We start from the raw sequence: 13120 nt of genomic DNA, 5'->3' as shown, positions 1-13120 counted from the left end.
CTCCAATCCGACACTCTTCCGTTGATACACTGAATTTGCAGTCAACTTTATTCTCGAAGGAGTGTTCAGGATGAAACGATTCTTTTTCCTAGTACTTGCGGTATTGCTCCTGTTGCCCACAATAGGACAAGCTTCGGCAGAGGAAGCCCCGCAGAGCGCGTGCACGTCAGGAGGAGACGGTACGGCTGAGAGTCCTTATGTGTTGTGCACGGATTCTGATTTGGAGCTGCTTCGCATTCATCCGGACGCACATTTTGAATTAGGTGCGGACATCCACAATATGGGACCATGGAATAGTAGTTTTTTTTTCAGCGGGACTTTAGATGGCTTAAATCACACAATTTCGGGCTTTTTTACAACCGGGGCGATGTTTTATTCACTCCAAGCAAATGGCGTTATTCGCAATTTGAATTTGGGTCAAGGAGTAGTTTCGGATATTAGCGGTACTGTAGCAAGTCTTGTTTACAACAATTATGGGTTGGTCGATAATTGTTCTTTCTCCGGTAGTATTGGTGCTCAGTATGGGGGAGGAGGTTTGGTAGCATACAACTATGGTGAGATTCGTAACAGTCGTACATCCGGTTCCGTTGGTGGTTGGAGCGCGGGGGGAATTGCAATTTCTAATGCAGGCGTAATCTCGAATTCTTATTCGGACTCCAAGGTAAGTGGCGTCTATTATGCTGGAGGAGTAGTATCAACAAATAGCGGAGTCATCCAGATGACCGAAGCTCATGGGCTGATATCTCGAACCATTTACAGCGGCACCCCTGTTGGGAGCGACTCTTCCTATTACTTTGGTGGCTTAGTCGCAAAAAATAATACAGCTGGCACATTGGATCACTCATACGCTTACGGTAATTTATATGGCAATGACGGAAGCAAAGTACACTACGGGGGTCTTTATGGTAGTAATGAAGGAAGTATAAATGAGAGTGTTGGTTATGGTCAGTACTTTGCCAACGATTCGATTGCCCCGACAGCACCTGGGAACGTCGTTGTTACTTCGATAAAGCAAGACAGTATCACGCTTACCTGGGACGCTTCTACCGATAACGTTGGGATATCTGACTATCATATCGTAGATGAGGGGAAAATTAATGGATGGACATCGTCCACCACTTATACCGCGACCGGGCTTGAACCGAACACCACTTATCATATTACGGTAACGGCAGGGGACGTATTCAACAATCGCTCTGCTGAAAGCATACCTGTAACTATAACGACAGAAACCGCACCTGAGCAAGGCCCGCCCGTCTTCTACAAGGGAATCAATTTTAACGGCAGCGCAGTAACGGTTGGAGGCAATGTATGGTTAGCAGAGAGCGTGGCTGGCGTTACGATCTCTAGTGTCCAAAGGCATGCAGGAGACATAAATCTACTTCCATCGGTAGACAACGATACAAATACGATGCTGAATACTGCTATTTACGCGAATAAGACGATTAATATCAATCAAACTCTCGCAAATGGAGGATACGAAATTTATTTGTGGATATCCGAAACCAATAAGGGACACTCTCGGACTTTCGACGTCTACTTGGAAGGCTTTAGGCAAGCAACGTACGGTTCCATTGGTTCGATGCCGCTTAACGAATGGCGTAAGTACGGACCGTACAAGGTATGGCTGCAAGACGGGAATTTAAATCTGGATCTTATCAAAATTAATGAAGCGAACGGAGACCCTACAATTTCCGGCATGGAGATTTATTCGACAGATTTAGTACCTCCTCCTCAAATTGACACGACTCCTCCCACGGCGCCCGGCAATCTGAGGTTGGTCTCGAAGACGCACGATAGCGTAACGGTTGAATGGGATGCTTCTCAAGATAACGTGGGGGTAGACAGCTACGATGTGATGCAAGACGGCGTCGTGATCGATCAAACTTCGGATACCACAACCGACTTCTCCGGATTAAGTCCGAATACAACCTATAGCTTTACTGTACAAGCGAGAGATGTGAACGGAAACCAGTCGAATCCGAGCGAGGAGTTGCTCGTCACAACGAATCCGGTGTCGGCGCCAGAACCGATCTTCGTCAAGGGAATTAATTTTAACGGCTCTGGCTATTTTATCGAAGATAATATGTGGTTGGCAGAAGACGATGCAAGCATCGTTTCGACATCTACAGCCAGAAGATATACGGACAATGCTTCTTTGCAACCTGCCGTGAACGATTCCACGAGCATGATGCTTAATAGCGCTTTGTTCTCCGACGATACCTTTAGCATAAGCCAGCAATTAGCCAATGGAACTTATCAAATTTACTTGTGGACCATCGAGACTTATTTGGCGAATTTCAGATCTTTCGACGTCAAAATGGAAGGCGCAATCTTGTCGGATACCCCGATCGGGACCATGCCCTTAAACGAGTGGCGCAAGTATGGGCCGTTTACCGTGACGGTTCAGGATGGGGTCCTGGACATGGAGCTTGTGAAGGTATTCGGGGATCCTTCGATATCCGGCATGGCGATCTACTCCGTAGATACGGAGTAGAAGAAGCGGACGATTTTAGCAGGAGCTTCCCCGAAACCCGAGGGGAGGCTCCTCCTTTCGTTCAACGCAATAGATTGAAAATCTTGACTTGGATTTTTTTTCTTATTATGATTGAAACACAAAAAACCCAAAAACGTAACGAGCAGGCAGTGCGAAAGAAAGAAGGGATGGTCGTGCCGCTTACGAAACGACGGATGCAGTTTCTAAGCAAGCTAGTGGATCTGTATCGGAAAACGAATCTGCCTATTCACTACGAAGCGCTGGCGAAATCGATCGGAGTCAGCAAGTGGACGGCGTACGACATGCTGAAGGAAATCGAGAAGCTAGGGTTCATCACGCGCAGCTACGAAGTGAATACGAAGGAAACGGGCAGGTCCCAGGTGGTCTTCATCCCGACGGCGCAAGCAACGGAGCTATTCGACCAGCCCCGCAAGGATACGTTCGATCCGGAGGAATGGGAGCGAACGGCAGCGAAAATCTCAAGGTTGCTTAAGGATTTGAAGCAGGCTAAACCCGATGAAGCCTTACGGCAGATGATCGATGAAATCGTCAAACACACTTCGAGACTCGATTTTTGCGCGTATGTAATCGGAATGCTGCTGGTCTACTTGAAGAAGTTGGGAGGCAAGACCGAGGCGTTTATTCGCCATATGGTGAAGACGGCGCCAAGCAACGAGACGGGAATGACGATGTTTATCGGCACGGTTTTGGGTACGGCGATACAAACGCTGAGCGAAGAACTTAGTCTCGAGATCTCGGAGCTGGTCACCAGGCTATTGAAATCCATAGAGGACCTATCCGGCGAGGAGAAAGCCCGGTTATCTTCTTTCTTGAGCGAGGTAGGGCAAAATGGATAAAGTCGGTTTGGTGTTAGGCGGAGGAGCGGTTAGAGGGGCTGCTCATATCGGCGTTCTGAAGACGTTAGAGAGACATGGAATCTCCATTGATAGCATCGTGGGCACGAGCATGGGCGGCGTGATCGGAGGGTTATACGCGGCAGGTATACGTCCGACCGATATGGAGGACTTCATCCGCAAGACCCCCAAGTTCCGTCTCCTCGATCTCGGGATTCGCAAACGCGGATTGATTGCCGGCAATAGCCTTCATGCCGCTATGCGCGAGTTGTTGCACTTGCAGGGCAACCGCTCCGTTCTCATCGAAGAGCTGCCTATTCCCTTCAAGTCGGTGGCGGTGGATTTAATGGAAGGCAAGCAGGTGATCTTCGACAAGGGAGATCTGTTGACCGCTCTTCGGGCGACAACGGCTTTCCCTGGAATCTTCTCTCCCTTGATGTACGAAGGAATGATGCTCGTGGACGGAGGCGTATTGAACAATTTTCCCGTGGATGTTCTGGATCGAGACCGAGTCCGCTTGGTCGTCGCCGTCGACGTGGCGCGGGATCACGAGAAGAGACCTCCGCGCAACCTGTTCGAAGTCGTGTATCGCTCGTATAGCCTCATGACCGCGGAACGCAAACACGCCAATCTTCGGATGGCCGACATCGTCATTCGTCCTGAAGTCGGCTCTATTCCCGCATTTGATTTTACGAAGTGGGAGGAATGCATCGAGGCAGGAGAGGAGGCGACCGAACGAATCGTCGAAGAGCTGAAGCGGAATCGGGGCGAGGAACGCGGTGCGGGCGAGCTTTCGTCCTCGAAAAAATGAGCTTGGAGAGGAACGGAAAGGACGAAAGGAGCTGTATGTTGCTATTCGTTTAGTTTTTGGGTCTCTTGTGATATTAAAAGCAGAGTGGAGCGTGAAGGAAAGTGAAACGTTTTTTGGAGGGTAGTGGAGAGATGATTAAGGCGTGAAAAGGAAGTAGTAGTTGTGAAACAACGGTGACGGAGATTCGCGAGTATGCGAGCTCCGTTTTCTATTTATTTGGATTTTCACGGGGGCTTCTACCGGTTCACCAGGCAGGGCGGCAAAAGGAGTTACAGCTACAAAAGTCCAGCCTTCATTACGCAACGATTTATTTTATTATGTCTCATTCTTCTCCAACAACGCCAATTTGTTGGCTAACATCCGGGCGAGAAGAGACTGCGATTGTTCCAATTCTCTTTTCCTACGGTCCATCTCCTTCATCTTCTTCTGCAAAAATTCAATGGCCCGGGAGAGCTCAAGTTTGTTCCCTTCTTCTTCCTTCATAATAGCTTTGATTTCCTTTAGCGTAAAACCCGCAGCCTGAACTCTTTTGATCAGCAGAAGGTGTTCGACCGCGTCCTCGGTATAGTCCCGATAATTATTGTCCCTGCGCTCGACGTGGCGTCTATCCAGCAATCCTTCCTTCTCGTAATAACGAATGGTCGGCGGTTGTAACCCGGTTTTTTGTGTCAGCACATGAATTTTCATGCTTTCCTCCGCGTATAAGGTTTGACATTCAAGTATACTTTATAGTTTATACTTTAGAAGCCGAACGGAACCTTGTCAAACCAACTGGCATAATGATCGATCAGAAGGAGGAACTGTGAATGAACGCTCAGAAAAGGAAATCACCGACTCGAGCCGTCGTTTTGGGTGGCGGCGGTGTAACTGGCATCGCTTGGGAGGTTGGCGTCTTAGCGGGACTGCTCGAATCCGGAGTCGACCTCCGTCGAGCTGACGTGGTCATCGGAACGTCTGCCGGCGCCTTCGTTGGAACAGCCCTGGCCAGTGGGTACGATATGAACAAGCTGTTTGCTGCCCAGTTGGAGCCAAACCCGATCGAGATACCAGTCAACGCGTCGAAAGAATTAATTCAAGCTTGGTATAAGGCATTTATCATAGGAGGAAGTGATCCGCAAAAAGTCGGAGTAGAATTCGGGATTATCGCCAAAAACAATCCCTCCCCCGTGTCGCCCGAACAGCGGCACACCGTAGTCGAGAGCCGCCTCGTGACCAGAGAATGGCCGGCACATCTTCAGGTGACCGCCATCGATGCCGATACCGGGCAACTTCATACTTTCGATCATCAATCGGGAGTTTCTTTGCTCGATGCCGTGTCGGCCAGCGGAGCCGTTCCGGGAATTTGGCCGCTTGTCTCAATCGGCGACCGCATCTGGACCGACGGAGGAATGGTGTCCACGACCAATGCACGGCTGGCAGAAGGCTACGAACGGATCGTGATTCTCTCCCCGATGCCGAATGGTTATGGCTCCATTCCAGGAGCGGCGGAAGATGCGGCAACCATGCGTACAAGCGCGGACGTATATCTCATATCACCCGATGAACGCAGCGTTGCGGCGATAGGCCCGAATCCGTACGACCCGACACGCCGCAGCGTAACGGCGATCGCCGGGCGGGAGCAGGGATGCTCGATCGCCGAAGCCGTTCTGACTATGTGGTAAGATGCCGCTTCTTGTCTATGGTCTCGCATGTCCGTTAGGTTTAGAACAGCTCTATTTCTAGCTTTAAGCTTCTTTCATGTCCGTTAGTGTCGGTCTTGTGAACTAGTTCATTGTAATTAGTTTATAGCCGAATACGAATAGACAATGAATCCTTCGTATGATATATTTTCCGTAATGGTAAAATAAACCATGCCTTCTCGGTAAATAACATCACGGAGTGAAAACCTTGTCTAAACTTCATTGGGCTGTCAACGGCGTGCTTTTCCTGGGCATCTGTACATTTGTTTATTTTACTCGTTCGGACTTGGTTTTGGATAACGCCCGTAATACGCAATCGCAACCTGTACAATCCGAGCAACCTGCACAATCGGCTGAAGCGGCAAATTGGAAGGAAGAACCGATCGAAACGGCGTCCGCATCCGCATCTGCTTCTGCTCCGATTGAACCGGTCGTGACGACAAATGCGGACCCTGCTAAGTCTACCATTGAATCCAAGGTTATGATCAATGGTAAATCGTATAAATATTTTGGAGAAAGTTTGAATGGTTTGGCGCATGGGCAAGGAACGGCTTATCGTGCCAATGGACAAAAGCGTTACGAAGGCGAATTTCTCCATGGACAGCCTACTTTTGTCGGCAAAGAGTATTTTGAGAGCGGCAAGCTTATGGCAGCCGGAACCAGAAACGGTTCGCTTGTCGAAGTGATCGAGTATAACGAGGATGGAACGGTCTATTCCCGTTCGTCATTCGAGAACAATAGCAAGAAGGGTACAGCAGAAATTTATTATCCCGATGGCAGTTTGCAATATAAAGGCGATATGACAACGGATAAATTCCGTCCCGATGGTCAAGGCGTCGAATATTATTCGAATGGCGGCAAGCGATACGTAGGATCGTTTGTTGATGGAGCCTTCCAAGGTCATGGGGAATTCTATGATGAGAACTCGAACCTATTGTATATGGGTCAGTTCGAGAACGGTACGCTGGATGCGGAAGGGAAATTCTATGACAACGGAAAGATATTATATGATGGTGAGCACGATCAAGGCATCTATAACGGGAAGGGAAAATTATATATCGACGGTAAGCTAGCTTATGATGGGGATTTCGTGAATGGAGTCCCGAACGGACAAGGGAAGCTTTATGATTACACAACCGACGGTCAACTTATTTACGATGGGGAATTTATAGATGCCAAACCTACCGGGAACGGACAAACTTACTCGAACTCGAAAGTAGAAATCAACATCACGATTCGAAATCAAGGAAGCAACGGTTCCTCGGGCGGATCTTTTAACGTGCCTGACGGTATTAAAATCGTTCGATAAGCGATTAGAAGAAACGATTAGGGAAACGAATATCGCCGTCCTGACACGGCCTGTCGAGCATCTCGTAAGAGATGCTTTTTTTGCGCTAACTGTAAACGAAGAATTGACATGATTTTTCCGCTAATAATACGGGTGGGATTTTTCTTGGTGTTCGATAGAATTCATAGTAGCGATCTCTGCGATCTCTTATCCAAGACACTGAGGTGGAAAATGAAATACAACAATCCCGTCATCAAAGGGTTCTACCCCGATCCGAGCGTATGCAAGGTTAACGATACCTATTATCTGGTCTGCAGTTCTATGCAATACTTCCCCGGCGTTCCCCTGTTTGAGAGCAAGGATCTCGTCAACTGGACTCAAATCGGGCATTGCCTCACCCGTAAGAGCCAGATCCAACTCGAGAAGGTGAACAGCTCGGGCGGGGTGTTCGCCCCCACGATCCGTTACCATGACGGACGATTCTATATGACCACTACGAATGATACGACTCGCCAGAATTTCTACGTATGGACCGACGACATCTACGGCGAATGGTCGGATCCCGTCTATGTGGACCAAGGCGGAATCGATCCCGATTTGTTCTTCGATGAAGGAAGCGTTTATTTCATGAGCAATGGAACGGACGACCAAGGAGTCGGCGGCATCGTTCAATGCCGAATCGACATCGCAACGGGACGCAAGCTGACGCCGAGCCGCTCTGTCTGGCAAGGGACGGGCGGACGTTTTCTGGAAGCCCCGCATTTGTACAAAATAAACGACTGGTACTATTTGGTGGCGGCTGAGGGGGGAACGGAGTTCGGACATTTCGTGACTTACGCAAGGGCAGCGTCTCCGTCCGGTCCGTTCGAGGCTTATCCCTATAATCCCGTGCTAACGAATCGAAATCTAGGCGGTTACGAGGTTCAAGCCGTCGGTCACGGCGACCTCGTTCAAGACGATTCCGGACATTGGTGGATGCTGCATCTGGGCTTCCGGCAGATCGGCCAGTGGATTCCGTATCATCACTTAGGAAGAGAAGTGTTTCTGACTCCGGTTACTTTCGGCGAAGATGGGTGGTTTACGGCCGGAGACCGCGGAACCACGCTGACTGCTTTTGAAACCGACCGGATTCCGGATGAAGTCGTTCAGCAAGAGAAGAAGCTCTATACCTTTGAGAATACGGCTTGGAACCTGGATTGGTGCTTTCTTCGTCATCCGAACAAGGACAATTACTCTTTGGAGAAGAACAAGCTGCAGCTCAGAGGCACCGAAGTCACGCTGGACCAGGCGGATTCCCCTACCTTCATCGGCATTCGCCAGAAGGATTTCGAAGCGACGATTACCTGCGATATTACGCTCTCGGACGGCGAGGCGGGCATTTCGCTATACATGGACGAGAATCATCATTACGATCTCGCCATTCGAAAGTCGGGCAGCGGCTATGAGGTCATTGAACGCTTGAACGTAGGAGACATTAAGTCCATCGAGAAAACGATCCAACTAAAAGAGGACAGAAGCGCAACCTTGATGGTGCAAGCGAGCCATACCCATTATCGTTTCTACCTTCGTTCCGGCGGCGAAGACCTTCTTTTGGGTACCGCGCAAACGAAATACCTTTCCTCCGAAGTCGCGGGAGGATTTACGGGCGTCATCATCGGATTGTACGCGTGCGGTCCGAACTCGTTCGCGGAATTCTCTGATTTTAAATGCGAGTATTGATAAGTAAGGCTAACCATAACGGGACCACGAGCTTACTCGGGCTCCGTTTTTTTATTTTGCAAAGGAGCGCCTTTCAAGAAAATTAATAGGATTAATTTCCTTTATATGATACTTTATTACTTGTGACCTGGTTATTATTTCATTTCATAGGGGGATCTTGACATTATGGAAACGGTTAAAAGAAGAGTATTATTTCGTCTCCTGTTGTACATTTTTATCCTGTGCCTATTAAGTACCAACATTCCTCTTGCGAATGCAGCTGTCGAATCAACGCCGAGTGAAGCCCATCCAATCATGAACGTCGATTCCGTGAACGAGACCGGGACAGCAAGTTCAGCCGTTCCCTCGGCAAGTAACGATATCCTGCCCGATATTAAAGAAACGATTTCGATCATCCCGCCAATAACGGTTGCGCGAGGGACGAGCGTTAACGACCTCTTCATGCTGCTGCCGTTCCAAGCGGAGGTTATGATGGATGATAACACCGTACGTTCCGTCGACGTGGGATGGGATACGTCTAAAATTGGCCTTACGCTTGACGAGAATGCGCAATCGTTTACGATCGCGGGCAAGATCCGGAGCGAGCAATCGACAACGGGCCAGCCAACCGAATTCACGAACAGCAAAAATCTTGGATTCGAAACGACGGTAACATTCGCCTCGCAAGCGGATTCGGCGAGCATCGTTCAATCTATCCCTTATGTTCCTATGCCGTATGATCTTGAGAAGCAGCCGAATCCAACCGCGGCATCGTTAGGGCTACCGGATCAATTTCAAGTCACGTTAGGCAATAATAGCAAGATCGCGGCTGATCTTACCTGGGAGATTGCCGTGCAAAACAACTTTTACAAGGTTACGGGGATTCTCTCGAACCTTCCCGCAGGAGTGGTTAATCCGGGATTTAAGATCGCTTCTTCTATTACGACTCATGAGCTGTCGGACATCAAATCAGTGCCTTACATAGATCTGACTGCAGCGAATGGAGCCGCCAAAACAGCCGAAGGTTTGGGATTGCCGGCGCAAATCACGGCGACCTTATATAATGGCAGTACGGCGATCGTTCCCGTCTCATGGAAGATGGACACGGTGAATTATGACCCTGCGATTCGCACGAGGCAATGGGTTTACGTGTCAGGCTGGTTTAATAATCTTCCGGCAGGCGTAACGAACGGACTCGGGAAAATGGCCTTTGCTCAAGTACAGGTTATCGCGGATCCGAGTCTCTTAGAGATAAAAGGTTCTCCTGCCCAAATTACGAGTCTAGTCCCCATCGGTGCTCCTAAAACGACAGCCGGCCTGGGATTGCCCGCCCAAGTCGAAGTCCCGTTGTCCGATGGAACCCGGCGCCTTGTCGACGTCGAATGGAGATTGGAATGGGTGAGTTACGACCCGGCATCAACCAACGCGCAGAGCTTCTGGGTTACGGGCGAATTCGTCCATTTGCCGGAAGGAATCTATAATAGCAACGGGTATAGCGCAAGCGCCAAAGTCACCGTGAAGAATCGATATATTACGAGATATGCGGATATTTATCGCTCGCTTGATCACGGCGCGCCCAGAACGAAAGAAGGCTTGCAATTGCCTGATCAAGTAGAATCCGTGTTGGACGATGGCAGCAAGGTTATGCTGGACGTGAACTGGGAATCGGACAATGTTCAATACGATCCGAGCAACAAACTCGAACAGAATTTCTGGGTTTACGGCACCGTAACCAATCTCCCTGCCGGTATTACGAATGTCTACGAGTTCATCAAAGTCAGCGCCCGCATTACCGTTCAGGCATACGCCTTGCACGTCATTAGTGACAATCCGATCGCGGTGACGACCGAAGTGGAGCATGGAGCCCCTGCAACCGTGGAGGGTTTCGGATTGCCGCATCAAGTCGAAGTGCTGTTGTCCGATCGGAGCAAAATAAATGTCGACGTCAATTGGGAGCTTGACGCTAACAACGGCGGTACAACGTACGATCCAAATCAAATGGATGAGCAGCAAATCAGAATCAGAGGTACGCTTACCCATCTTCCGGAAGGCGTTTACGATAACCAAGGGACGGTCGTATGGGCTACCGTGAAAGTGAAAAAGGCGATTACCGACTTCAAGCATATGATAGACATCGAGTATCCAAGGCTGGTTGCTTCGCATGGAACGGCCAAGAGCTTGGATGCCTTCCATTTGCCTTCTACTGTCGAGGCGATTCTGAAGGATGGCAGCAGAATGACGGTAGGAGTAGAGTGGCAAATTTACCATTACTTCGGATGGGAAGACTATTCGCCGACTAATCCTGCTTATCAAACCTTTCTCGTATCGGGCAACGTCAATTTGCCGCCGGACGTTATCAGCGATATCGGCGGAAACGTGCTCGCGAGGGTCGAGGTCTGGGCCGATCAGAGCGTCAAGGAAATCCTGGAAATTCCCGAGCAGCCATTCGAGCTCGTGAATGGCTCCCAATTGCCCCGGGAAATCGACGTTCGTTTGGATAATGGCAACATGGTGAAAGCAAGCGTACGTTGGGAATTAACAGGCGTGCCTTGGGACTTAACTAACTATCAGCTTGCGGGTTCGCTTGTCCTGCCGGACGGTGTCGGCAATAGCCGAAAAGAAGCCTTTAAGCTAGGCTTCGAATTCGGCGATAAAGCGTACTTCAGAGATCCCGATTCGAACCTAAGCGGCGACTATCCAATGCGCAGCTTTCTTGTATCCATTGAACCTGTCGAGATTTATTCCGGGGAGCCGCTGCCGACACAGGTAATGGCGACATTTGGCGATTACCCAAAAACCGAGTTGCCTGTAAACGTATGTTGGTATGGCGGTCTGGCGTCGGACGAAGATACTCGGATCGGAATTCCTTGCGGCACCTTTAAATACTATTTAAACGCGTACAACATTGTTGCCGTCGCCCATATCAAGCCGCCGGCCATAAAGGCCATACAAGAGCCTATTGGAGTGTATCCATACAAGGAACTGCCTTCTGAGGCTACGGCCGTATTGACCAACGGCGAAACCATGAAAGTGAGCGTCTGTTATGTGGATGGGAACTATCCGCCGACGGGGATATTTTCCATTGTCGCCTATGCGTGCAATCTACCTAGCGACATCGTAAATTTATCCGGATTCTTCCGGGTGGACACTTACTACGCGCCCGGCGTTCCGGAAGAACCGGAGACGAGGCATAAAGTCGTTGACGTCCAGCAATTCAACGAGGTCATCAGTCAATCCGATCTTCCCAGAGAGGTCAACGTAACGCTGGATGACGGACGAACGATATCCACTGGGGTTTGCTGGGAGACAGGCGATCTGGACAACCTAAACGACGATGACGTTGCCATCGCAACGGGCAAGCTGTGCAAATTACCGTCAGCGGATGTGGGCAATCCGGACCAACTCTACTCGCTTGCCTATATTCATAAATCGGCCACGGATCTCCATTTCGACTTCGATGTACCAACGAACGATTCTTCGGTCGAAGAACAATTGAAGAACGTAAGATTCGTGGATTCGAACGGTAAGATTACGATCCATGTAACGTCGTATGATCATCCGATCAATTCGGCTACCGCCTCGTATAATGGACAAACGATTCAATTGGAGAAAATATCGGACAACGAGTACATCGCCGAGTGGAAACCGGACGTGGCGGATCGAGGACTTGGCATCGAAATTCCAGACAATGAGCAAGACTATGAGGCATTGACCGGCGAATCGGTCAAAGGCGCTTTTCATACTTTCGAAGTGAGAATATATCCGCAGAACGATACCGTCCGATACATCCGCAAACAAGTTTATATTGCGATTCGGGATATCGATGATTTCAAATCCATCATCACCAATTTGCCAATGCCTCGGATCATTTCTCCGGCGGATGCAAGCTATAATTGTCTGGGCTTTGCCTTAGACAAAACGGAATATTACTATTGGCTGTGGTTTGATAATGATGGACCTTATTATCCGAATCATGAAGAGACGGTTGCCAGGTTGGACATTGCCGGGTATGAACAAACATCGGATCCGAGCGAAGCAACGATTTTGGCATTCGGCTCGAACGGTCAAATATTCCACTTTGCAAAATACGATTCCGAAACAAACATCGTTACTTCGAAAGATGCGGTAGAAGAAGTGGTCGAATATGAAGGCATTCCTCAATATGCGAACCATTACGGAACCGTTCAACTTTACTTTAAAAAGAAGAACGAACCCGCAAATTAAAGAATCATTGCAAAACGGGAAAGAGGCTGATCGAAGGATCAGCTTCTTTCCCGTTTTATTCCCAACGAA

The 13120-nt window shown here is 49.2% G+C and carries 8 protein-coding genes; 7 read left to right on the top strand and 1 reads right to left on the bottom strand.

The window, feature by feature from the left end:
- The first annotated feature begins 70 nt into the window (after positions 1-70).
- The 3 genes from H7B67_RS10695 (at position 71) to H7B67_RS10685 (ending at position 4162) form a co-directional block, all read left to right on the top strand.
- Positions 71-2497, top strand: a complete 2427-nt coding sequence (locus tag H7B67_RS10695) for a fibronectin type III domain-containing protein (protein WP_185119813.1) — start codon at positions 71-73, stop codon at positions 2495-2497.
- A gap of 167 nt (positions 2498-2664) precedes the next feature.
- Entirely contained in the window at positions 2665-3354 is a 690-nt protein-coding gene (locus tag H7B67_RS10690; protein ID WP_221468744.1) for a LexA family transcriptional regulator, read from the top strand.
- Complete coding sequence (locus H7B67_RS10685) at positions 3347-4162, top strand: patatin-like phospholipase family protein (RefSeq protein ID WP_185119811.1); 816 nt, start codon at positions 3347-3349, stop codon at positions 4160-4162. Before H7B67_RS10690 ends, H7B67_RS10685 begins: the two co-directional genes overlap by 8 nt.
- 315 nt (positions 4163-4477) lie before the next feature.
- Here H7B67_RS10685 and H7B67_RS10680 read toward each other — a convergent pair whose 3' ends face one another.
- A complete protein-coding gene (locus tag H7B67_RS10680) occupies positions 4478-4849 on the bottom strand; it encodes a MerR family transcriptional regulator (RefSeq protein WP_185119810.1) in 372 nt (123 codons plus the stop codon).
- A gap of 119 nt (positions 4850-4968) precedes the next feature.
- Here H7B67_RS10680 and H7B67_RS10675 point away from each other — a divergent pair, with 119 nt between their 5' ends.
- The 4 genes from H7B67_RS10675 to H7B67_RS10660 all read left to right on the top strand — a co-directional run bounded on the left by H7B67_RS10675 (position 4969) and on the right by H7B67_RS10660 (position 13051).
- Positions 4969-5823, top strand: a complete 855-nt coding sequence (locus tag H7B67_RS10675; RefSeq protein WP_185119809.1) for a patatin-like phospholipase family protein — start codon at positions 4969-4971, stop codon at positions 5821-5823.
- Between the two features lie 226 nt (positions 5824-6049).
- Positions 6050-7150 (top strand): MORN repeat-containing protein, encoded by a 1101-nt coding sequence (locus H7B67_RS10670; RefSeq protein ID WP_185119808.1) that lies wholly within the window; start codon positions 6050-6052, stop codon positions 7148-7150.
- A gap of 210 nt (positions 7151-7360) precedes the next feature.
- Positions 7361-8848 (top strand): glycoside hydrolase family 43 protein, encoded by a 1488-nt coding sequence (locus tag H7B67_RS10665; RefSeq protein ID WP_185119807.1) that lies wholly within the window; start codon positions 7361-7363, stop codon positions 8846-8848.
- 165 nt (positions 8849-9013) lie between these two features.
- The gene (locus tag H7B67_RS10660; RefSeq protein ID WP_185119806.1) at positions 9014-13051 is read left to right on the top strand and encodes an Ig-like domain-containing protein; all 4038 of its coding nucleotides are present in this window, start codon (positions 9014-9016) and stop codon (positions 13049-13051) included.
- Positions 13052-13120 lie beyond the last annotated feature (69 nt).

This window comes from Cohnella thailandensis (genome assembly GCF_014212135.1).
Lineage (GTDB): Bacteria > Bacillota > Bacilli > Paenibacillales > Paenibacillaceae > Cohnella > Cohnella thailandensis.
The sequence above is the reverse complement of the archived record's forward strand: the minus strand, read 5'-3'. Positions and strand labels throughout refer to the sequence as shown.

Coding starts and splice junctions, on each gene's coding strand:
- H7B67_RS10690 (WP_221468744.1), top strand. CDS start 2,665: ATGGTCGTGCCGCTTACGAAACGACGGATGCAGTTTCTAAGCAAGCTA.
- H7B67_RS10695 (WP_185119813.1), top strand. CDS start 71: ATGAAACGATTCTTTTTCCTAGTACTTGCGGTATTGCTCCTGTTGCCC.
- H7B67_RS10680 (WP_185119810.1), bottom strand. CDS start 4,849: ATGAAAATTCATGTGCTGACACAAAAAACCGGGTTACAACCGCCGACC.
- H7B67_RS10685 (WP_185119811.1), top strand. CDS start 3,347: ATGGATAAAGTCGGTTTGGTGTTAGGCGGAGGAGCGGTTAGAGGGGCT.
- H7B67_RS10665 (WP_185119807.1), top strand. CDS start 7,361: ATGAAATACAACAATCCCGTCATCAAAGGGTTCTACCCCGATCCGAGC.
- H7B67_RS10660 (WP_185119806.1), top strand. CDS start 9,014: ATGGAAACGGTTAAAAGAAGAGTATTATTTCGTCTCCTGTTGTACATT.
- H7B67_RS10675 (WP_185119809.1), top strand. CDS start 4,969: ATGAACGCTCAGAAAAGGAAATCACCGACTCGAGCCGTCGTTTTGGGT.